The 21,645-nt window shown below is 51.2% G+C and carries 19 protein-coding genes; 14 read left to right on the forward strand and 5 right to left on the reverse strand.

Going from position 1 to position 21,645, the window contains the following annotated elements; translation table 11 throughout:
* The 9 genes from SPM24T3_RS05740 to SPM24T3_RS05780 all read left to right on the forward strand — a co-directional run.
* Positions 1–701, forward strand: a 701-nt coding sequence (locus tag SPM24T3_RS05740; protein ID WP_009635773.1) for a hypothetical protein, incomplete at its 5' end; no start/stop codon positions are given.
* Positions 622–1,494 carry a hypothetical protein gene (locus SPM24T3_RS05745; protein ID WP_157135253.1) on the forward strand — a complete coding sequence of 291 codons (873 nt, stop codon included), beginning with the start codon at positions 622–624 and terminating at the stop codon, positions 1,492–1,494. The genes SPM24T3_RS05740 and SPM24T3_RS05745, both read left to right, overlap by 80 nt.
* Before the next feature lie 207 nt (positions 1,495–1,701).
* Positions 1,702–2,052, forward strand: a complete 351-nt coding sequence (gene hinT / locus SPM24T3_RS05750; RefSeq protein ID WP_009635775.1) for a purine nucleoside phosphoramidase — start codon at positions 1,702–1,704, stop codon at positions 2,050–2,052.
* Between the two features lie 64 nt (positions 2,053–2,116).
* Positions 2,117–2,485 (forward strand): YcfL family protein, encoded by a 369-nt coding sequence (locus SPM24T3_RS05755; RefSeq protein ID WP_009635777.1) that lies wholly within the window; start codon positions 2,117–2,119, stop codon positions 2,483–2,485.
* 21 nt (positions 2,486–2,506) lie between these two features.
* Positions 2,507–3,121 (forward strand): penicillin-binding protein activator LpoB, encoded by a 615-nt coding sequence (gene lpoB / locus SPM24T3_RS05760; protein WP_009635778.1) that lies wholly within the window; start codon positions 2,507–2,509, stop codon positions 3,119–3,121.
* Entirely contained in the window at positions 3,072–3,965 is an 894-nt protein-coding gene (locus SPM24T3_RS05765; protein WP_202799588.1) for a phosphotransferase, read from the forward strand. The genes lpoB and SPM24T3_RS05765 overlap by 50 nt, the downstream gene beginning before the upstream one ends.
* Before the next feature lie 29 nt (positions 3,966–3,994).
* Positions 3,995–5,017: a beta-N-acetylhexosaminidase gene (gene nagZ, locus SPM24T3_RS05770; protein WP_037377732.1), complete on the forward strand. Its 1,023-nt coding sequence runs from the start codon at positions 3,995–3,997 to the stop codon at positions 5,015–5,017.
* A 261-nt stretch (positions 5,018–5,278) separates the two neighbouring features.
* Positions 5,279–6,583 (forward strand): NAD(P)/FAD-dependent oxidoreductase, encoded by a 1,305-nt coding sequence (locus SPM24T3_RS05775; RefSeq protein WP_009635781.1) that lies wholly within the window; start codon positions 5,279–5,281, stop codon positions 6,581–6,583.
* Between the two features lie 261 nt (positions 6,584–6,844).
* Positions 6,845–7,387 carry a glycine zipper 2TM domain-containing protein gene (locus SPM24T3_RS05780; RefSeq protein ID WP_009635782.1) on the forward strand — a complete coding sequence of 181 codons (543 nt, stop codon included), beginning with the start codon at positions 6,845–6,847 and terminating at the stop codon, positions 7,385–7,387.
* A 171-nt stretch (positions 7,388–7,558) separates the two neighbouring features.
* Here SPM24T3_RS05780 and mfd read toward each other — a convergent pair whose 3' ends face one another.
* Complete coding sequence (mfd, locus tag SPM24T3_RS05785) at positions 7,559–11,008, reverse strand: transcription-repair coupling factor (protein ID WP_009635783.1); 3,450 nt, start codon at positions 11,006–11,008, stop codon at positions 7,559–7,561.
* A gap of 222 nt (positions 11,009–11,230) precedes the next feature.
* Between mfd and lolC the strand changes: the two genes are divergently transcribed.
* The 5 genes from lolC to pepT all read left to right on the forward strand — a co-directional run bounded on the left by lolC (position 11,231) and on the right by pepT (position 16,592).
* Positions 11,231–12,433 carry a lipoprotein-releasing ABC transporter permease subunit LolC gene (lolC, locus tag SPM24T3_RS05790; protein ID WP_009635784.1) on the forward strand — a complete coding sequence of 401 codons (1,203 nt, stop codon included), beginning with the start codon at positions 11,231–11,233 and terminating at the stop codon, positions 12,431–12,433.
* Positions 12,426–13,130 carry a lipoprotein-releasing ABC transporter ATP-binding protein LolD gene (lolD, locus tag SPM24T3_RS05795; RefSeq protein ID WP_009635785.1) on the forward strand — a complete coding sequence of 235 codons (705 nt, stop codon included), beginning with the start codon at positions 12,426–12,428 and terminating at the stop codon, positions 13,128–13,130. The genes lolC and lolD overlap by 8 nt, the downstream gene beginning before the upstream one ends.
* An 8-nt stretch (positions 13,131–13,138) precedes the next feature.
* Positions 13,139–14,380, forward strand: coding sequence for a lipoprotein-releasing ABC transporter permease subunit LolE (gene lolE / locus SPM24T3_RS05800; protein WP_157135259.1), 1,242 nt, complete (start codon positions 13,139–13,141; stop codon positions 14,378–14,380).
* Between the two features lie 52 nt (positions 14,381–14,432).
* Positions 14,433–15,263 carry a Sir2 family NAD+-dependent deacetylase gene (cobB, locus tag SPM24T3_RS05805; RefSeq protein WP_009635787.1) on the forward strand — a complete coding sequence of 277 codons (831 nt, stop codon included), beginning with the start codon at positions 14,433–14,435 and terminating at the stop codon, positions 15,261–15,263.
* A gap of 99 nt (positions 15,264–15,362) precedes the next feature.
* Entirely contained in the window at positions 15,363–16,592 is a 1,230-nt protein-coding gene (pepT, locus tag SPM24T3_RS05810) for a peptidase T (protein WP_009635788.1), read from the forward strand.
* Positions 16,593–16,639: 47 nt separating this feature from the next.
* Here pepT and SPM24T3_RS05815 read toward each other — a convergent pair whose 3' ends face one another.
* From SPM24T3_RS05815 to purB, 4 genes are all read right to left on the reverse strand, one after another.
* Entirely contained in the window at positions 16,640–17,761 is a 1,122-nt protein-coding gene (locus SPM24T3_RS05815; RefSeq protein ID WP_009635789.1) for a cupin domain-containing protein, read from the reverse strand.
* Positions 17,762–17,885: 124 nt separating this feature from the next.
* The gene (phoQ, locus tag SPM24T3_RS05820; RefSeq protein WP_009635790.1) at positions 17,886–19,340 is read right to left on the reverse strand and encodes a two-component system sensor histidine kinase PhoQ; all 1,455 of its coding nucleotides are present in this window, start codon (positions 19,338–19,340) and stop codon (positions 17,886–17,888) included.
* A gap of 5 nt (positions 19,341–19,345) precedes the next feature.
* The gene (gene phoP / locus SPM24T3_RS05825; protein ID WP_009635791.1) at positions 19,346–20,020 is read right to left on the reverse strand and encodes a two-component system response regulator PhoP; all 675 of its coding nucleotides are present in this window, start codon (positions 20,018–20,020) and stop codon (positions 19,346–19,348) included.
* 214 nt (positions 20,021–20,234) lie between these two features.
* Positions 20,235–21,605, reverse strand: coding sequence for an adenylosuccinate lyase (purB, locus tag SPM24T3_RS05830; protein WP_009635792.1), 1,371 nt, complete (start codon positions 21,603–21,605; stop codon positions 20,235–20,237).
* Positions 21,606–21,645 lie beyond the last annotated feature (40 nt).

Raw genomic sequence — 21,645 nt, forward strand, 5'->3', positions numbered from 1 at the left:
CCAGCGTTGATAAAGAAGGGCTAGTCACCGCGCACGGCAAGGGCAGCACGACCCTGACCGTCATCGAGGCGGAGAGTGCCAATTACTGGGGGCAGCAGGCAGAAGCATCCGTCACCGTGGATGTGAAAGACGCGATGCCGCTGAAGGCCACGCCGGTCGCGGTAGAGTTTGGCGCAGCCAAGCAGCAACTGAACATTACCGGCGGCAACGGCGGCGAATTGAGCTACCGCTCGCTGGACGAGAAGGTGGTCAGCATCAGCGCCAAGGGTGAAATGACGTTCGTAGGCGTAGGCAACACAAATATTGCCGTGAGTCAGGCGGCAACGGCGAAGATAGCGGCACCCGAAAGCATTACCGTTTCCATTACGATTGCAGCTGGCAGGCCGTCTATTGAAAATTTGGAAATCACAGGAAAAGGGGTTGTCGGTAGCTTATTAACATCATCATATAAGTATGTGGGTAAAGGTATTACAGAGGGGCAATCAACTTATCAGTGGATGCGAGGTGCTGAGCTTGCGATTAGTGGAGCGAGGCAAAAAAATTATTTGCTTCAAGCCGCCGATAAGGGCCACCAAATCTTTGTTAAAGTCCGGCCCAAAAATATCAATGGTGGGTATGGAGATGTTAGTAACTCACAAAAAAACATCGGTAATTATCGCCTTACCGAGGGTAACTCTGCTGAGCATCAGTGGAACAGCTAAAATAGGCCATACCTTAACTGCGAACTATAAGTTGGAAGATGGCGATGCAGATAAAACCCAAAAAACAATCTTTTGGGAGCGCACCAGTGGAAGTCATCCAGGCAGAATAGCGGGCGCAACCCAGCGGCAATACAAGCTTACTGCTAATGATATCGGCGAAGAAATTCGCTTTGCTATTACAGCAACCAATAGTGATGGGGTAACGGGTGGAAATTCATCGGCAGAAACTGTAGGCCCTATTTTGGGTATTCCAGTCGCAGCAGACTTGAAAATCAGTGGCAAACCCGTGGTCGGTGAACTATTAACCGCCAGCTTTAGTTTGCAAGACGGCGATGATGCAAAAACCAGAAAAACAATCAAATGGACCAGCAAACGAGGAGTAGTAGCCTCCGACACTCGATATTATACGCCGCTGTCGACAGATGTCGGTGGGAATATCAGTTTCGAGGTGACACCAATCAGTGCTGAAAATCTCATCGGCGCCTTGCGTAAGTCAAATCCCATTGGACCTGTTAAAGGAATAGAAATACTAAGGCCCAAGGTGAGTAATCTCGGTGCAACTATCCAAAAGTGCGGCTATGGTTCAAGGGGATATACCGCTAATTATGACTATGATGCCCAAGGGGGGAGTGAGGAACAGGGGACGGTAATAATGTGGACTGGTTCTGCGCCAACGGCCTACGGTAGAAACGTTTGTGTAAACATCTTAAAATATAATGGATTCAACACGCTGACTATCACGCCTAAAAACAAAGAGGGTATCGTGGGTGACGTTGTTAAAAAGAAACTTTGATGGTTCAAAATGATCAGTGATGTCGAGTAAATTATAGTCAATTAAAAGTGGCAGCAGATATTGAAAAGCATGTTTGATTTCTGTTGCCACATCTCCTTATTCTCTTATTAATTTGCAAACTCCTTAATAAACTTGAAAATAGCAGAATGGCTGACTCATACTGCGCTCGCAGTTTTTGTAATATAGAGCTATCAACGGAGAGAAATTATGGCCGAAGAAACGATTTTCAGTAAAATTATCCGCGGCGAGATCCCGGCGGATGTGGTTTATCAAGACGAACTGGTGACCGCTTTTCGCGATATCGCGCCGCAGGCACCCAGCCATATACTCATCATTCCCAATATCCTGATCCCGACGATGAATGATGTCACTGCAGAACACGAGGCAGCGTTGGGGCGCATGATGACCGTGGCAGCTAAAATTGCCGAGCAAGAGGGAATTGCAGAAAATGGTTACCGTTTGATTGTTAACTGCAATAAAGACGCCGGTCAGGTGGTGTATCATATACATATGCACTTGGTTGGCGGTCATAATCTTGGCCCTCTGCTGGCGCACTAAAATGCGGTTACCACATTCAGATGCTCACACCGGTGGGTATCTTGCCGCTTAACGAGGGAAAGGTATGCGATTTTTGATGGCCTGTGCTGTGTTGTTTTTTCTGGCGGGTTGTAGCACTAAACAAGGCATTGCTTTAAATAATCAACAAAGCGTGATTATGGAATCGCCAGTGCTTACCGCCGGTATTATTCCGGGCACGCCGTCGCTTGGCAGCGATCAGGGGCGTCAAAAGGCCACCCTGTCGCTCAGCAATAATCAGCCAAAATCCATACAAGTGCGCTATGTTTTCTATTGGTATGACAAGCAGGGCCTGGATCTGCTGCCTTTTGCCGAACCGCGAACCATTACCGTTCCGGCAGACTCAAGCGTCGATATCTACTCGCTAAACGGCAATCTTGATGCGTACAGCGTGCGTGTACACATCTATCTTTAATATCCCGTACGGAGAGGGTTGATGAAAAAGTATTTAATCGTGGCATTGGCAACTTTAGCGTTAAGCGGTTGTATTTCCACACAGCAAGAACAACAGCAGCAAACACAGACCCAACCTCCGGCGACTACTGCACCTATCACAACGGTGCCGCCTATTGGTGCGCCCGAAACTTCGGGCCAGCCTCCGGTTGAAACTATCCCCCAGCCGCCAAAACTGCAGACTATTGACTGGAGTGCAACGGTACAGCCCCTGGTCGCTAAAATGCTGAAGGCTGAAGGCGTTCAGTCAGGCAGCGTTTTACTGTTGGATAATGTAAAAAACAGCACCAACGGTTCGCTGCAAACCGGTAAAATTACCGACGCAATGCACACTGCACTGGCATCCAACAACACCTTTACTGTCGTCCCTGCCTCACAGTTGGCATCTGCCAAGCAGGCAATGGGATTATCCGCCGATGACAACCTGGTTTCTCGTAGCAAGGCCATCGCGCTGGCGCGTCAGGTGAATGCTCAGTATGTGTTGTACAGCGATGCCAGCGGTAACGTGAAATCACCGACGCTGGATATGCAGCTGATGACTGTGCAAAGTGGCGAAATTGTTTGGTCAGGCAGCGGTGCAGTTCAAAATCAGAATTAATCCTCTCCTCGAAACTTGGGTAGAAAAATATCTTCCGGCGGATTATTCCGCCGGTTGCATTTTTACACCTGTAGAAGGTCTCAGCAGTGAGAGCTGGCGTATCGAAGCAGCAAGCGGTGTGTATCTTGCGCGATTGCAGTCGACTGAAAAACGACAGCTGGGTATCGACAGGCGCAGGGAAAATCGGTTGTTGCGTCATCTATCTTCAAAGCACATTGCCCCACAGGTTTATGCCTGGGCCTGTCCGTGGCTGGTGGTGAATTGGATCGCCGGAGAAACGCTTGATGACAAGCACTTTTTTGCCGCTCAGCCTCAACAACAGCTGGCCGCTCTGCTGGCAAAACTTCACCGCAGCCAGCCGTGTGGCGAAACGCTGGATATCAAAAAGCGTTTTGCCGACTATTGGCAACTGATTGACCGCCGCCGGTTAACGCCGTCCTGGCTGCATTTACATAAACGGTTACTCAAGCAACGATTGCCCAGGGCGTTAAAAATATCTCTCGCGCATATGGATATTCACCCGCAAAATTGGGTCAACAGCCCTGAAGGAATACGTTTGATCGACTGGGAGTACGCGGTGTCTGCGGATATAGGCCTTGAATTTGCCGCGCTATTTAGCGGTAATGCCTATAGCAAAACTCAGCGGTATGAATTGTTGCAACAGTATGCCCGGCAGGGTGGTTATGGCGATGCTGCAAAGCTTGAACGTCAGGTTCGCCAGTGGCGACTTTGGCTCGAATATTTGATGCTGATGTGGTTTGAAGTGCGCTGGCAGCAAACGGCCGATATTCGTTATGCAAGCTGGGCGCAGCCACTGCGTCAGAAATTATTATCTGAATTTTAGAACAGGAGTATTGGGTCTTGGGTCCAGTCATGTTAGATGTTGCCAGCTTCGAGCTGGATGCTGAAGAGCGCGAAATTTTACAGCACCCGCTGGTGGGTGGATTGATATTGTTTACCCGTAATTATCACGACGTTGAACAGTTGCAGGAGCTGATCCGCCAAATCCGCGCGGCTTCCCGCGAGCGTCTGGTGTTGGCGGTCGATCAGGAAGGCGGTCGTGTTCAGCGTTTCCGCGAAGGTTTTACCCGTATCCCTGCGGCTCAGTCTTTTGCTGCTTTAAACGATGAGCGCGAAGCCGGTCGCTTGGCGGAAGAGGCCGGTTGGCTGATGGCGGCAGAAATGATCGCCATGGATATTGATATCAGTTTTGCCCCAGTGTTGGACATCGGCCATATTAGCGCTGCGATTGGCGAGCGTTCTTTCCATCGTGACTCGCAAAAAGCGCTGGATATCGCCGAGCGCTACATTCGCGGTATGCACGTGGCTGGCATGAAAGTGACCGGCAAGCATTTTCCCGGACATGGCGCAGTCACTGCCGATTCTCATAAGGAAACGCCACGGGATAATCGTCCGCTGGAAGTCATCCGCCAGCATGACATGGCCATTTTCCGTCAACTGATTGAACGCAAGATGCTCGATGCTGTGATGCCTGCACATGTGATTTATACCGATGCCGATCCTCTTCCAGCGAGTGGATCGCCTTACTGGTTAAAGAAAATCTTACGCCAGGAACTCGGTTTTAAAGGCATTATTTTCTCCGACGATCTGTCGATGGAAGGGGCTGCGGTAATGGGCAGTTACGCCGAGCGCGGTCAGGCTTCATTGAATGCTGGCTGCGACATGATTCTGGTTTGCAATAACCGTGCTGGCGCAGTTAGCGTGCTCGACAACCTGCCGCCAATGAAAGCCGATGGTGTAGCCTCGCTGTATCACGGCGGTGGCTGGCACGGCAAATCGAGTCGACAGGCATTACGCGACTCCGATCGTTGGAAAAAATCCCACCAAGAGCTTACCGAGCTAGATACTCGTTGGCAGGCACACAAACAGGCTTAATATTTTCTGCGCCAAACATCTGCTGTAACGATTCTCCTCCTCGGCTTCCCGGTGCTAACTAATTGAATAGCAAGATGCAAAATTATTGTTATCACCGGGGATTATCAAAAACAATTGATGTAGATCAATTTTGGTATAATCAACGGACTCCCGCGTGTTATCCTCATTCTTGAAGATGATTTAACTTGAGCAACCCTATGTTATCTAAGGATAATAACGTTACCCTTAGATAACATTTGGTTTACATTTGAGGGAGTCATAGTGACTGAAGCAAAGAAAAAAATTGTGATAATCGGCGGTGGAGCGGGCGGTCTTGAGCTTGCGACCAGCCTGGGTCACAAACTTGGCCGCAGCAGCAAAGCCGAGATAGTGTTGGTCGACCGCAACCACAGCCATCTGTGGAAGCCGTTGCTGCATGAAGTTGCCACCGGAAGTCTTGACGACGGCGTCGATGCGTTAAGCTATCTGGCTCACGCGCGCAATCATGGATTTACATTCCAAATCGGCTCTTTAACCGATATCAATCGTGAAAATAAAACCATCAAGTTGGCTGAAATCCGTGACACCAACGGTGAGCTGCTGGTGGCCGAGCGCGACCTGGCTTATGATCAGCTGGTTATGGCGCTGGGCAGTACTTCAAATGATTTTGGTACGCCGGGCATTAAAGAAAACTGTATCTTCCTGGACAACCCGCATCAGGCGCATCGCTTCCACAATGAAATGCTTAACCTGTTTCTGAAATATTCGGCCAATCCTGATAAAACCGGGACAGTTAATATTGCGATTGTTGGCGGCGGCGCGACGGGCGTTGAACTGTCTGCCGAGCTGCATAATGCAGTAAAAGAATTGCACAGCTATGGCTTTGAAGGCCTTCAAAATAGTGCGTTAAACGTGACACTGGTTGAAGCTGGTGAGCGAATTCTGCCTGCACTGCCTGCGCGTATCTCCGAGGCGGCGCATCAGGAATTGACCAAGATTGGCGTTCGGGTCTTAACCAAAACCATGGTAACAAGCGCGGAGAAAAAAGGTCTAAACACCAAAGATGGCGAATTTATTGCTGCCGATCTGATGGTGTGGGCTGCGGGTATTAAAGCGCCTGATTTCCTTAAAGATATTTCAGGTTTGGAAACCAACCGCATTAATCAGCTGGTGGTCGAGCCTACGCTGCAAACCACGCGCGATCCTGATATCTATGCCATTGGTGACTGTGCTTCCTGTGCCTTGCCGTCAGGTGGTTTTGTGCCTCCGCGCGCGCAGTCTGCGCATCAAATGGCTTCTCGCTGTTTTGCCAATATCATCGCACAGCGCAACGGTCGAACGCTGAAACCTTATGTCTATAAGGATCACGGTTCTCTGGTCTCGTTGTCGCGCTTTAGCACTGTTGGCAGTCTGATGGGGAATCTGACCAAGGGCTCGATGATGATTGAAGGCCGTCTGGCCCGCATGGTGTATGTTTCTTTATACCGCATGCATCAGATTGCTCTGCACGGCTATATTAAAACAGGTTTAATGATGTTTGTTGGCAGTATTAATCGGGTTTTGCGCCCGCGACTCAAGCTTCACTAAGTGGCTATTTGGCCTCCGGTTTTTTTAACTGGAGGCTGAATCGATTCGAGTTTCTTTCTAATTAATGTTTATTAACTTCTTGGCTATTCACCCTATCTTCGGGACAACTTTTAAACTGGTTTGTTAACACTGTTTTCCTGAGAATTATCTTAAAGATAGATTTACACCTCTCACTTCCCGTGTTTTATCCAAATGTCTTATTGTCCGTCGTAGGCTAATTGAGCAAACTTTACCGTGATATCACTTTCAGGAGGATGTCCTGTGAATAAGTCAATGTTAGCTGGCGTCGGGATAGGCGTCGCAGCAGCCCTGGGGGTTGCGGCAGTAGCAAGTATGAACGTTTTTTCTTCCGGTCCTCAATATGCGCAGGTCGTCAGTGCAACGCCTATCAAGGAAACCACGAAAACCCCGCGTCAGGAATGTCGTAATGTGACCGTGACGCATCGTCGTCCAGTACAGGATGAGAATCAAATCGCGGGCTCATTGCTGGGGGCGGTTGCCGGTGGGGTGATTGGTCATCAATTTGGTGGTGGTCATGGGCGCAGTTTGGCGACAGTTGCGGGAGCAATCGGCGGTGGTTATGCGGGTAATCGTGTCCAAAGCAGCATGCAGGACAATGATACTTACACCACTCAGCGTCAGCGTTGTACCACAGTGTATGACAAGTCAGAAAAAATGCTGGGCTATGATGTGACCTACAAAATCGACGGCCAGCAGGGCAAAGTACGGATGGATCACGATCCTGGTACCAAGATCCCGTTGGATAAGAGCGGGCAGTTGGAATTAAGCACCGTTCGTAGTTAAGAACTTGTCCAATAATACGCTCTGCCAAATATCGTGCATTTAAAAACAATAGTTGAAGGTGTTTAAATGACGATGTAGGACACCCATGGCACAGTCGTAAAAGATAAATTGCCAATGAAAAGCCCGAGTTTTAAGCTCGGGCTTTTTTGTGCCTGTTATTTAACCAATAATTTAGCCAGGGAGCTGATTGGCGGCGAACTCTTCCAGCAGCTCATCAACAAACTTCAGACGTTTTGGTCGGTCAGTAAGATCCAGCATAAACTTCAGTTTGCTCGGACCATCGAGGCGATAAACCTGTGGCTGCTTCTGTAACAGGCCAATCAAGTAACTCGGATTGACACGATTTTTGTCGCTGAAATCAACAAAGCCGCCGCGCTCGTTGCCTTCAATGCGCTTGATGCCGAGTTGTTTGGCTTTCAGGCGCAGTATGGCGATGCTGAGCAGGTTGCGCGCGCCGTCGGGCAGGGTGCCAAAGCGGTCAATCAGTTCGACCCGCAGTTCGTCGACCTCCTGTGTGGTACGCGCACTGGCGATGCGTTTATACAGCGACAGGCGAGTGTTAACATCGGGGATAAACTCTTCTGGCAGCAGCGCGGGCATGCGCATTTCGACTTCGGTCTGGCTGGTAGTCAAGTCTTCCAGAGAAGGTTCACGGCCTTCTTTTAACGCTTCGACAGCGTTCTCCAAAAGCTCCATATACAGCGAGAAGCCAATGGTACTCATCTGGCCGCTCTGGCCTTCGCCGAGTAGCTCACCGGCACCGCGGATCTCGAGGTCATGAGTTGCCAGTGCAAAACCAGCACCTAAATCTTCAAGCGAGGCAATAGCTTCGAGGCGTTTATGTGCATCGACGGACATCGCCTTCGGATTTGGCGTCAGCAGGTAAGCGTAGGCCTGATGATGCGATCGGCCTACGCGGCCTCGCAGCTGGTGCAACTGTGCCAGACCGAAATGGTCGGCGCGTTCGATGATGATGGTATTGGCGCTGGGAATATCGATCCCGGTTTCGATAATGGTGGTACATACCAAAACATTAAAACGCTGGTGATGGAAATCATTCATCACCCTTTCGAGATCGCGTTCGCGCATCTGGCCGTGTCCGATGGCAATTCGCGCCTCGGGCACCAATTCAGCCAGGCGTTCGGTGGCTTTATCGATATTGGCCACGTCGTTATAGAGGTAGTAAACCTGCCCACCGCGCAGGATTTCGCGCAGGATTGCCTCGCGAACGACCAGGCTGTCGTACTCTCGCACGAAGGTTTTTACCGCCAGACGTCGTGCCGGTGGCGTGGCGATAATCGACAGATCACGCATGCCGCTCATCGCCATATTCAAGGTCCGTGGAATAGGCGTGGCGGTCAGCGTCAGGATGTCGACATCGGCGCGCATTGCCTTGATTCGTTCTTTGTGACGCACGCCAAAACGGTGTTCTTCATCGACGATCAGCAGGCCCAGATCTTTCCAGCGTAAATCGCTTTGCAACAACTTATGAGTACCGATAATGATATCGACTTTGCCCTCAATGGCCTCTTCCAGCACCGTTTGCTGCTCTTTGGCGCTGCGAAAACGTGACATCATTTCAATACGGATTGGCCAGTTTGCGAATCGATCGCGGAAATTATCGAAATGCTGTTGGGCCAGCAGGGTGGTCGGCACCAGAACGGCAACCTGCTTATTGTTGGAGACGGCAAGAAACGCGGCACGCATCGCAACTTCGGTTTTACCAAAGCCCACATCACCGCATACCAGGCGATCCATAGCCAGTGGCTGGGTCATATCGGTCAGCACGGCGTTAATGGCCTGTGACTGATCCACGGTGGTCTCAAACGGGAAGGTTTGGCAGAACAGCTGGTATTGTTCCTTGTCGTGCTTGAAGGCGAAGCCTGTCTTGGCCTCTCGCTGAGCATAGATATCCAACAGCTCGGCGGCCACGTCACGTACTTTCTCTGCTGCTTTTTGCCGCGCTTTAGACCAGGCTTCACCGCCGAGTTTATGCAACGGCGCAGATTCGTCGGCACCGCCGGAATAGCGGCTAATTAAATGCAGCGAGGAAACCGGCACGTAAAGCTTGTCTTCCCCCGCATAGGTTAAAATCAGGTATTCGGCCTTGATGCCGCCCGCTTCTAGAGTCGTCAGGCCGAGATAGCGTCCGACGCCGTGTTCGAGATGCACTACCGGCTGGCCGGGGCGCAATTCGGCAAGGTTGCGGATCAGGGTATCGGTATTAATCGCCCGGCGAGTATCCTGCCTGCGACGGGCAACGCGCTCGCCGAGCATGTCACTTTCGCACACCAGCGCGAGCTGATTTGCGGTATCGAGGAAACCCTTTTCGCAGGCACCGATCATGATGTATCGGCCCGGGGCGACGACTTCTTCAATTCGCGTAATCAGCCGTGGATTGATCTTGATACGGCCAAGCAAATCTTGCAGCGTTTCGCGACGACCCTCACTTTCCACCGAGAATACCAGGCTGCCGCTAAAGGATTCGTTAAAACGGCGCAGGTTATCCATCGGCGCTTTGTTTTGCGGCACCACAGATAAGTCGGGCAAAGTCTGATAGCCAAGATTCGTATTGGCGGCTTTAGCGGATAACTCATCGGTTTTCAGCTGAACCCGTGGCCACTGTTTCAGTTCGGCAAACAGCCCATCGACTTTTAGCCACAGCAGTTCTGGCTCCACCAGCGGACGCATCGGGTCAACGCGGCGGCTCTCATAGCGCGTCACCACGTCAAGCCAGAAGCGCTCGGCGGCGTGTTCGAGATCGCCAGTATTGAGCAGCAACGTATTTTTCGGCAAATAGCTGAACAGGCTGCTTAGCGGCTGGCTGAAAAACAGCGGCTGCCAGTATTCAATACCCGCCGGGAAAGTGCCTTTAGTCACCTGCTGATAAACGTGCTCGGCGTCGCGGCGCACTTCAAACTTCTCGCGAAACTGGCTGCGGAACAGCTCGATAGCGTTTTTGTCGGTAGGAAATTCGTGTGCCGGAAGCAGATTAATAAAATCGACTTCACTCAACGTGCGCTGGGTGTCGACGTCAAACAGGCGCAGGCTGTCGATTTCATCGTCAAAAAAGTCAATGCGGAACGGTTCGTCGCTGCCCATGGGGTACAGGTCAAGCAGGGCACCACGGGTGGCAAACTCGCCGTGTTCCATCACCTGGTCGACACTGCGATAGCCCGCCTGCTCAAGCTGCGAACGGAGCTTGTCGCGTGACAGGCGCTGGCCTTTCTTCATCACCAGTGCATGGCCGTGCAAAAACTCGTGCGGGCAAACGCGCTGCATCAGAGTATTCACCGGCAGAATAATAATTCCCCGTTCCATTGTCGGCAGTTGGTACAAGCTCGACAGGCGGGCAGAAATAATTTCCTGATGTGGGGAGAAACTGTCATAAGGCAGCGTTTCCCAGTCAGACAAACTGATGACTTTATGCTCGGTAAACTGCTGGATCTCATCGCGTAAACGCAGAGCATTCTGCATGTCAGGAGCGATAAGCATCACCGGACCTGGGTGGCGTTCACTGATTTGCGCACACTCCAGCGCACAGGCTGACCCCGTCAGTTGCCCGAGTTGGCGGGTGTCGCCGGGACGTTCTGGCAGTGAGTAACGCGTTCCTTGAGGCATTTTTTGAAGCATAAGCTATTTCGCTATCTCTTTAGTCGGCGGTAAGGGCCAGATTTATAAACCGTATCTTGCGATGGTGTTTACTATCAGGTCAATCCGATTTGTACACGACTCTTCATAAATAAAAGCCGCATAGTTACACCGTTAATGGTTCCATAAAGCGCATGTAGCCTTTATTATCCTTGATCACTTTGCAATGAGCTACTGCACTTAACGGATTTCATGTATCAACCTGTCGCGTTATTTATCGGCCTGCGTTACATGCGCGGGCGTGCTTCAGACCGCTTTGGGCGGTTTGTCTCCTGGCTATCCACCATTGGCATTACCCTTGGGGTGATGGCGCTGGTCACTGTACTGTCGGTTATGAACGGATTTGAGAAAGAACTCGAAAGTAATATTTTGGGTCTCATGCCTCAAGCGTACATCACCACGCCGCAGGGATCGCTGAATCCACAACAAATTACCCACGATGACGCCGCAAAACTGCAGGGTGTGAATCGAGCTGTGCCGTTTACTACCGGCGATGTGGTGCTGCAAAGCCCCGCCAGCGTAGCAGTTGGCGTGATGCTGGGAATTGATCCGCAGCAAAAAGACAATTTGTCCAATACGCTGGTGGGTGTGAGTCAGCAGGAGCTGCAGCCGGGTCAATTCAAGGTCATTCTTGGCGACCAGCTTGCGCAGCAGCTGAAAGTCAAGCGCGGCGACCAGCTGCGTCTGATGGTCACCAGCGTCAGCCAGTTTACGCCGATGGGCCGTATTCCCAGCCAGCGTCTGTTTACTGTAGCAGGCACTTTTGCTGCCAACAGCGAAGTTGATGGCTATGAGATGCTGGTCAATATTCAAGATGCTTCGCGCATGATGCTTTACCCGTTGGGCAACGTCACCGGCTGGCGTTTGTATCTGAATAAACCGCTGGATGTCGACTCACTGAGTACCCAGTCGTTGCCGAAGGGAACGCAGTGGAAAGACTGGCGCGAACGTCGCGGAGAGCTGTTCCAGGCGGTGCGCATGGAGAAAAATATGATGGGCCTGCTGCTTAGCCTGATTGTGGCGGTTGCGGCGTTCAACATTATTACTTCTCTTGGCCTGCTGGTGATGGAAAAGCAGGGCGAAGTCGCCATCCTGAAAACCCAAGGCCTGACTCGCCGGCAGATTATGGCGATCTTTATGGTGCAGGGTGCCAGCGCCGGTATTATCGGAGCACTGCTTGGTGCCTTGCTGGGCGTGCTGCTTGCAACCCAACTTAACACCATCATGCCTGCGATTGGCGTATTGCTCGACGGCGCTTCATTGCCGGTGGCAATCGAGCCGACGCAGGTCGTGGTTATTGCGCTGGTGGCCATGGTCATCGCGTTGTTGTCTACGTTTTACCCTTCATGGCGCGCCGCCGCCGCCCAACCCGCAGAGGCTTTACGTTATGAGTGATTCTTTGTTGTTGCAGTGCGAAAACCTCTGTAAAACTTACCAGGAAGGCAAACTGCATACTGACGTGCTGCGTAATGTTTCGTTTGCCATCAAGCCGGGTGAGATGATGGCGATTGTCGGCAGTTCTGGTTCTGGTAAAAGTACTTTGTTGCACCTGCTGGGCGGTCTGGACTCTCCCACTTCCGGCGAAGTGGTATTTAAAGGCAAGTCGCTTAACGAGATGTCTTCAGCCGCCAAGGCTGAATTGCGTAATCGTCAGTTGGGCTTTATCTACCAGTTCCACCACTTGCTGCCAGATTTCACGGCGCTGGAAAATGTGGCAATGCCGTTGCTGATTGGCAAAAACAAGGCTTCCGAAGTGCAGGATAAAGCCCGTGAAATGCTGGCTGCTGTAGGGCTTGAGCATCGCAGCAAGCATCGTCCTTCCGAGCTGTCGGGCGGTGAGCGCCAGCGTGTGGCGATTGCTCGTGCGCTGGTGAATAACCCGTCTCTGGTACTGGCCGATGAACCGACCGGTAACCTTGACCAGAAAAATGCTGACAGCATTTTTGAACTGCTTGGTGAGCTTAACGTCCGTCAGGGCACGGCGTTTCTGGTGGTCACCCATGACTTGCAGTTGGCTAATCGTCTTAGCCGTCAGTTGGAAATGCGCGACGGCAAGTTACAGCAGGATTCTACCCTGCTGGGGGCGCGTTAATGTCAGCGATGCCTTTTTCCCTGCTTATCGGCCTGCGTTTTAGCCGTGGCCGCCGTCGTGGCGGCATGATTTCACTCATTTCGGTGATTTCCACACTGGGAATCGCGCTGGGGGTGGCAGTATTGATCGTCGGCCTGAGTGCGATGAACGGTTTTGAACGTGAACTTAAAGATCGCGTGCTTGCGGTCGTGCCTCACGGGCAAATTAGTCCGGTCAATCAGCCTTTTAACGGCTGGCAGGGCGTAATGGATCGCGTTGAGAAGGTGCCGGGTATTGTTGCCGCCGCGCCTTATGTGCAGTTTAGCGGGCTGATTGAAAATGGTGCCAAGCTGCGTGCTTTACAGGTTAAAGGTGTTGATCCACAACAGGAAGGGCGCGTTAGCGCTGTGCCAAACTTCGTACAGGGCGACGCCTGGCAGAATTTTAAAGCCGGCGAGCAGCAGATAATCCTGGGTAAAGGGGTCGCTGATGCCCTAAACGTCAAGCAGGGTGACTGGGTCACGGTCATGATCCCCAACAGTGACCCCGAAATGAAGCTGCTGCAGCCCAAGCGTATTCGTCTGCACGTCACCGGTATTCTGCAATTAAGTGGTCAGCTCGATCACAGCATGGCGATGGTGCCGTTGGCCGATGCTCAGCAATATCAGGAGATGGGAACCAGCGTGACCGGAATCGACATCAAAGTTAACGATGTCTTTGCTGCCAACAAACTGGTTCGTGATGCGGGAGAGGTCACAAAAGCCTACGTTTACATTAGCAGTTGGATAGGTACTTACGGTTATATGTATCGTGATATCCAGATGATCCGCGCCATTATGTTTCTGGCGATGGTGCTGGTGATCGGCGTGGCCTGCTTCAATATTGTCTCTACGCTGGTGATGGCGGTCAAAGATAAAAGCAGCGATATTGCCGTGCTGAGAACCTTGGGCGCTAAAGACGGCCTGATCCGCGCGGTGTTTATCTGGTACGGTTTGATGGCCGGTTTGGTCGGCAGTGTTTGCGGCGTAGTGATCGGCGTGATTGCATCGCTGGAATTGACCAATATTATCAACGTATTGCAAAAACTGGTCGGGCATAAGTTTTTATCCGGTGATATTTATTTCATCGATTTTTTGCCATCGGAACTGCATTGGTTAGACGTGGTCAGCGTTTTGGCTACCGCACTGGTATTGAGCCTGCTCGCCAGCTGGTATCCTGCGCGTCGCGCTAGCCGTATTGATCCCGCACGCGTGTTAAGCGGCGGTCAGTAAACAATCTTAACGATTAAACACGTTTTCCGAGTCAAGAAAAGGAGCGGTGAATATGCGCACAAGCCATCGGCTGCGTCGATTTCGCAAAAATAAGCGCATACGCCATCAGCGTTTTCGGTCAAATATCTTCCATCGCGACAGCATGGCCGCGGCGCAGTTAAAGAGACCGTTTGTTGTGGTGCTCACCGGAGCCGGAATTTCGGCCGAGTCAGGGATACGTACTTTCCGCGCCGCAGACGGCCTGTGGGAAGAGCATAAAGTCGAAGACGTGGCGACGCCTGAAGGTTATCGCCGTGATCCACAGCTGGTGCAGGCGTTTTACAATGCCCGCCGCCAACAGCTGCAGGAAGAAGAAATCAAACCTAATTCCGCGCACTACGCGCTGGCTACGTTGGAAGAGGCGTTGGGCGATAACTTTTTACTGGTCACGCAAAACATTGATAACCTGCATGAGCGCGCAGGCAGTTCACGGATTTTGCATATGCATGGTGAATTGATGAAAGTGCGTTGTACCGAGTCCGGACAGGTATTTGACTGGCCCAAAGACTTATCGGTAGACGATCGCTGTCACTGTTGCCAGTTTCCGGCACCGCTGCGCCCGCATGTGGTGTGGTTTGGTGAGATGCCGGTGCGCATGGATGAAATTTATACGGCGCTTTCCAGGGCGGATTTCTTTATCGCTATCGGTACTTCTGGCCACGTTTATCCGGCTGCAGGATTTGTTCACGAAGCTCGCATACAGGGAGCTCACACCTTTGAACTTAACCTTGAGCCTAGCCAGGTCGAGAGCCAGTTTGACGAGCGTATTTACGGCCTGGCCAGCGAGGTAGTGCCGGAGTTTGTGCACGCCTTCCTAACCAATAAGAGTGAAAGTTGGGGTTAAATCTCGGGTTCCAGTAACGCAAGGTATAATGACCTGAAGCAATATCCGTGATATTCAGGCTGCGCATAATGAGGTCTTATCGCCTCTGGATGCCTGAATATGGATATGTTACTGGAACGCTTCTTGCACTATCTGACTTTTGATACCCAATCAAAAGTGAACGCCAAGTCTACCCCAAGCAGTGACGGGCAAACCCGACTCGCTTACTCACTGCGGGACGAACTTATCTCTTTAGGATTCGACGCGGTAACGTTAAGCCCCAAAGGCTGCGTAATGGCAACCCTTGCCACCAACGTCAGCTGGCCGGTGCCAACTCTGGGGTTTATCGCCCATCTGGATACTTCGCCTGATTTTTCCGGCAAAAATGTCAACCCACAGATTATCGAAAACTATCGCGGTGGTGATGTCGCACTGGGTCAGGGAGAAGAGTATCTCTCACCAGTGATGTTTCCTGTCATGCACCAGCTGCTGGGCCAAACATTAATCACCACCGACGGTAAATCTCTGCTCGGTGCCGATGACAAAGCCGGGATTGCAGAAATAATTACTGCCATGCAGCGTCTGAAAAACAGCAATCTGCCGCACGGCACGCTGCGTATGGCTTTTACGCCCGATGAAGAGATTGGCAAGGGCGCGCAGAATTTTGATGTTGAGCAGTTTGCAGCCGATTGGGCCTATACCGTTGATGGTGGCGGGCTGGGCGAGCTTGAATTCGAAAATTTTAATGCTGCTTCAGCTACCATAAAAATCGTCGGTAACAGTGTGCATCCCGGAAGTGCGAAAGGAGTGATGGTCAATGCCCTGTCATTGGCGATGCGTTTTCATCTCGCTTTACCTGATGATCAAACACCGGAAACCACCTCTGACTATCAAGGGTTTTATCATCTTACCAGCGTCAAGGGCACGGTAGAGCGCGCCGAAATGCATTACATCGTGCGTGATTTTGACCACGCAGGATTTTCTTCGCGTAAACAGAAGATGGTGGAAGTGGCTGAGTGGGTAGGAAAAGGGCTGCATCCTGATTGTTATATTGAAGTGACGTTGGATGACCATTACTACAACATGCGCGATGAAATCCTCAAACATCCGCACACCATCGAATTGGCGAAGCGGGCAATGACAGATTGCAATATCAAACCTGTAATCAGGCCTATTCGCGGCGGCACCGATGGAGCACAGCTCTCGTTTCGCGGATTACCCTGCCCGAATATTTTCACCGGTGGCTATAACTTCCACGGCAAGCATGAGTTCATTACTTTGCAGGGAATGGAAAGTGCGGTTGAGGTGATCATGCGTTTGGCACAATTGGTGGCTGAGGATCATCGTTGATCCTGGTCTTCCCCCGCAAGCAGGGGAAGGAACCAGCAGCGTTAATATTATTCGTTAAAATACCAGTAGCCGTTGTTTACCAGAGCACAAAGCAGTGCAAGGAAGGAAGGATCTTCCATCGCATCGCCGAGCATAGCGTGGGTAACAGTCAGATTACGGCTCAATGCATCAGTCGCATGCAGATGCTCAGTCTCAATCTTTTCGCCGTTTACGTAGCAACGATCGCCAACACGCAGCACGCGCAGGCCACCGAGACGTTGCAGCGTTTCGCCTGCTTCCAGCAATTCGTAAACTTCACCAGGCTGATAAGGCGGCTCGGGTGGCGCAACGTCAAGCTCATGGCGCGATTGGGAAATAAATTCACCCATCCAATTGTTGAAGTGCTCAGGGTTGCCTATCAGATCCTGCATCATGCTGCGCATACCGTCGAGCTCGTGTTGCTGGATCTCGGCAGAGTTTTCGCGTTTCACCAAGTCTGCATCGGTATAGCGTTTGCCACCTAATTCACGTGACAAAACGTAATCTGCAAAGCCGCTTATCATCTCGCGCGAACTTGGCGCACGGAAGCCAACGGAATAGTTGATGGCATTTTCCAGTGAGTAACCTTCGTGCGGGAAACCTGGTGGAATATAGATAATATCGCCCGGTTCCATCTCTTCATCGATGATGGCATCGAAAGGCTCAACCTGCAGCAGATCAGGATGAGGCGTGTGCTGCTTCATCGGGATCTTCTCGCCTACTCGCCAGCGACGACGGCCAGTGCCCTGAATGATAAATACATCGTATTGGTCAAGATGTGGGCCAACGCCGCCGCCGGGAACCGAGAAGGAGATCATCAGATCATCCATGCGCCAATCGGGTATCTGGCGGAAAGGGCGCATCAGGCGTGCTGAAGGCTCGTGCCAATGATCGACAGCCTGAACAAGAATCGACCAGTTGTTTTCGCCAAGGTGATCATAGCTTTCGAAAGGACCGTGTTTCACATCCCAGCGCCCTTGGTCATGGCTGACCAAACGGCTATCGACTTCATTTTCCATGGCAAGACCTGCCAGTTCGTCGGGAGAAATCGGATCGATAAAGTTTTTAAAGCCGCGTTTAAGCAGGACTGGACGTTTTTGCCAATAACGAGCAAAAAATTCGTCCCAGTCTAAATCAAGTTGATAATCCATTTAGTTTTTCCACGGATTGCTAAAGTCTGTGATGGATTATAACGGAACATCGCGGTGCTGGCTTAGGCAATCGCCAGCAAATTTGTACAATGGTGCGTCAATCACATCATGTTGGCACGCTAAATCAGGATTGATCGCTGTCATGCTGCTGGCCAAAGCAGATGCGCATGCTGGCACCCCCCAACTCACTTTCACCGATCAGGATCTTGCCATCATACTGCTCGATAATTTCGCTGGCGAGAGACAGCCCAAGACCCTGACCAGGTCGCAGAGTATCCGCTCGCTGTCCTCGTTTGAAAATTAGCTCACGCTGATGTTCAGCAATTCCAGGGCCGTCGTCCTCAACCAAAATCACTAGCTCGTTTTCAGTGTGCACCGCGCTGATTTCTACAAATTCAAGACAGTATTTGCAGGCGTTGTCGATGACATTGCCCAGAATCTCCATGAAATCGTTTTTTTCGCCGATAAAGGTGATTTCCGGTGAAATGTCTACCGTTAGCTCAACGCCTTTTCGTTGATAAACCTTATTCAGCGCCGAACACAGGCTGTCGAGTAACGCAGGAACCGAGTGGATTTCTCGCACCAGAATCAAATGTTCGGAACGCAACGTGGCGCGATGCAGGTAATAGCCAATCTGTTGTGAAATACGGCTGATCTGCTCGAGCATGATCGGTTCGGCTTTCTCGATTGTCATCTGCTGGCTGTTACGCAGAGAGCGCAGGGTGGTCTGTAACACCGCCAGAGGTGTTTTCAGACTATGAGTCAGGTCGGCAAGTGTCGTGCGGTAACGGTCATAACGACTACGTTCGCTGCTGAGCAAAATATTCAGGTTACGCACCAGCCCGCGCAGTTCGTGCGGCGTGTGCTCGTCAAGCAGTTCACGCTCTTTGGTTTCCAGCTCGGCAACCTGTCCGATGAGCGCCTTGATGGGTCTCAGGCTCCAATAGGCCACCAGCCACAGCAGTGGCACCACCAGCAGCAAGTTGGCGAGCAGCACATAGCTAAACCATTCCCACACTAGGTCAGAGTGCTGCAATTCTTGCGGAATACTGTCGATGACCACGATATTCAGCGCCGGTAAACGAGAGGTCGCCGCATAGGTATTGACCGCCACCGAGTGCGTCATTGCCGTGGCGTTGTTGGCATCATAATTTTTGAGCTGATTCTGTGCGCGCGGATTATTGCCTACTACTTCACTGGAGGTGAGTGGGTCGGTGTCCAGATCGTAAAAGCCGGCTTTGTTCAGCCAGCTTTTTTGTATTTGCGCCTCAAGATCCGGCACGCGGCGCTGCGCCCAGAGTAGCTTGCCGTTATTGTCGTAGATAAATACTAGCGTCGGGAAGTTGAGATCCAAATCCGGGGGCACATTGATGCTGAGTTTGTTGTCTCGCCATTGGGCAAGGCTAAAAAACAGGTTACTTTCACCGCGCAGCAGGCGGTAAGCCGTTTTATCAAAGCTCACCATGTAGCCGACCACCGCCACCAGGCCATAGGCCAGTGAAAGGGCAAGCACCACCGCCGCAGTCGCCATCATATAGCGCGAACGCAGCGAGAACGGATTTTTACTCTTGGATCTCATTAGATTCAAGGCCGAATATCAAAGCGATAACCTTGACCTCGAACCGTTGTAATCACCTCGACCGGATGTTCAACCTGCAGTTTTTTACGTAAGCGACCCATCAAAACGTCAACGGTGTGGCTCTCGCGCAGTTCGGCATCGGGGTAAAGCTGCAACATCAGGCTGTCTTTGCTGACTACTTTTCCAGCATTGCGGATCAACGTTTCAATGATGGTGTATTCAAAAGCGGTAAGTTTAACCGGTTGATCGTTAACGGTAAGCTCACGACGAGACAGGTCAATACTGAACGGCGGCAGGGCAATGACCTGTGAGGCAAGCCCGCTGTTGCGGCGCATCAAGGCCTGCATGCGAGCAATGACTTCTTCCAGATGAAAAGGCTTGGTGACGTAATCGTCGGCACCGGCTTCCAGCACCGCAACTTTGTCTTGCCAGCTTTCACGCGCAGTCAGTACTAGAATCGGCAATTTTACCTGATGATTGCGCCAGCGCTGGATCATGCTGAGTCCGTCTTCACCGGGCAAACCCAGATCGACGATAGCGATATCCGGCGCATGTTCCTGCAGAAAATAGTCGGCCTCTTTGGCATCCTCTGCGGAATCTACCTGATTACCCATTTCCCGCAGCTGCACAGAAAGGTGATGGCGCAAAAGCGCATTATCTTCAACGACTAAAATTCGCATAACGTTCTCCGGTTTCGGCTAAGGCTCATTATGATCGTCATAAGATAAACCTGTTATCAACCATAAGGTGGAAAATATAAACGAAATATAAATGAGAAACGGAAGGCGCGTCGGGTTATTTGTTCATAACGTTACGAAATCGGGCGAGAGTTAAAAAAATAGGGCAAAAACGCGTGGTTTCTGCCCCATCGAACTTATTTTGAACTGACGAGGATTATTTCAGTTCGTCAACCATGGTGGTCGCACGGCCAATATAGTTGGCTGGGGTCATGGCTTTCAGGCGTACTTTCTCTTCTTCCGGCAGCTCCAGGCTGTCGATGAAGACTTGCATGCCCTGAGCATCAACGCGTTTACCACGAGTCAGCTCTTTCAATTTTTCGTATGGCTTTTCAATACCATAACGGCGCATCACCGTTTGAATTGGCTCAGCCAGCACTTCCCAGTTGCGGTCCAGCTCGCCAACAAGGTTAGCTTCGTTGACTTCCAGCTTGCTGATGCCTTTCATGGTTGCCTGATAGGCAATCAGCGCATAGCCAAGACCCACGCCCAGGTTACGCAGCACAGTGGAGTCGGTCAGGTCACGCTGCCAGCGCGAAACCGGCAATTTGCTCGCCAAATGTCCCAGAACGGCATTCGCCAGACCCAGATTGCCTTCGGAGTTTTCGAAGTCAATTGGATTAACTTTATGCGGCATGGTTGAAGAACCGATTTCGCCAGCAATAGTTTTCTGTTTGAAGTGGTTCAGCGCGATGTAACCCCAAATATCACGATCGAAATCGATCAGGATGGTATTGAAGCGTGCAACACAGTCAAACAGCTCGGCAATGTAGTCGTGCGGCTCGATTTGCGTGGTGTATGGGTTCCAGGTAATGCCCAGCGAGGTCACAAACTCTTCGCTGAACTGATGCCAGTCAACCTCAGGATAAGCCACAATGTGCGCATTGTAGTTGCCAACAGCACCGTTAATTTTACCCAGAATTTCAACCTGTTGCAGCTGCTTAACCTGACGATCCATGCGGTAGGCGACGTTAGCCAGCTCTTTACCAATGGTTGACGGGGTCGCAGGCTGTCCATGGGTGCGAGACAGCAGTGGAATGTCGCGATACTGGTGTGCAAGCGCTTTAAGAGAATCAACAATTTTTAACCAGTACGGCAGAACCACGTCCTGACGGGCAGTTTGCAGCATCAGCGCGTGAGACAGGTTGTTGATATCTTCAGAGGTACAGGCAAAGTGGATGAACTCGGAAACCGCATGCAGAGCCGGGATGTCTGCTACTTTTTCTTTCAGGAAATATTCCACAGCCTTGACGTCATGGTTAGTGGTTTTTTCAATGTCTTTAATACGCTGTGCGTCTTTTTCATCGAAATTGGCCACCAACTGGTCAAGGAAAGCGTTTGCGTCGGCATCAAAAGCAGGAACTTCTTTGATTTCTGCACAGGTGGCCAATTTTTGCAGCCAACGTACTTCAACCTGCACGCGAAATTTCAGCAAACCAAATTCGCTGAAGATTGAGCGCAGCGCGCTGACTTTGTCACCGTAGCGTCCATCAACGGGGGAAACGGCTGTCAGTGAGGATAATTCCATCGGTAGCAACTCCAGGATCTTATTAACAGTAGAATTTCAT

Source organism: Serratia sp. M24T3 (genome assembly GCF_000257645.1).
Lineage (GTDB): Bacteria > Pseudomonadota > Gammaproteobacteria > Enterobacterales > Enterobacteriaceae > Rouxiella.

Bases quoted from the DNA above. Each gene is read 5' to 3' on its own strand.
- SPM24T3_RS05745 (WP_157135253.1), top strand. From the start codon at position 622: ATGTTAGTAACTCACAAAAAAACATCGGTAATTATCGCCTTACCGAGG.
- hinT (WP_009635775.1), top strand. From the start codon at position 1,702: ATGGCCGAAGAAACGATTTTCAGTAAAATTATCCGCGGCGAGATCCCG.
- SPM24T3_RS05755 (WP_009635777.1), top strand. From the start codon at position 2,117: ATGCGATTTTTGATGGCCTGTGCTGTGTTGTTTTTTCTGGCGGGTTGT.
- lpoB (WP_009635778.1), top strand. From the start codon at position 2,507: ATGAAAAAGTATTTAATCGTGGCATTGGCAACTTTAGCGTTAAGCGGT.
- nagZ (WP_037377732.1), top strand. From the start codon at position 3,995: ATGTTAGATGTTGCCAGCTTCGAGCTGGATGCTGAAGAGCGCGAAATT.
- mfd (WP_009635783.1), bottom strand. From the start codon at position 11,008: ATGCCTCAAGGAACGCGTTACTCACTGCCAGAACGTCCCGGCGACACC.
- lolC (WP_009635784.1), top strand. From the start codon at position 11,231: ATGTATCAACCTGTCGCGTTATTTATCGGCCTGCGTTACATGCGCGGG.
- lolD (WP_009635785.1), top strand. From the start codon at position 12,426: ATGAGTGATTCTTTGTTGTTGCAGTGCGAAAACCTCTGTAAAACTTAC.
- lolE (WP_157135259.1), top strand. From the start codon at position 13,139: ATGCCTTTTTCCCTGCTTATCGGCCTGCGTTTTAGCCGTGGCCGCCGT.
- cobB (WP_009635787.1), top strand. From the start codon at position 14,433: ATGCGCACAAGCCATCGGCTGCGTCGATTTCGCAAAAATAAGCGCATA.
- pepT (WP_009635788.1), top strand. From the start codon at position 15,363: ATGGATATGTTACTGGAACGCTTCTTGCACTATCTGACTTTTGATACC.
- SPM24T3_RS05815 (WP_009635789.1), bottom strand. From the start codon at position 17,761: ATGGATTATCAACTTGATTTAGACTGGGACGAATTTTTTGCTCGTTAT.
- phoQ (WP_009635790.1), bottom strand. From the start codon at position 19,340: ATGAGATCCAAGAGTAAAAATCCGTTCTCGCTGCGTTCGCGCTATATG.
- phoP (WP_009635791.1), bottom strand. From the start codon at position 20,020: ATGCGAATTTTAGTCGTTGAAGATAATGCGCTTTTGCGCCATCACCTT.
- purB (WP_009635792.1), bottom strand. From the start codon at position 21,605: ATGGAATTATCCTCACTGACAGCCGTTTCCCCCGTTGATGGACGCTAC.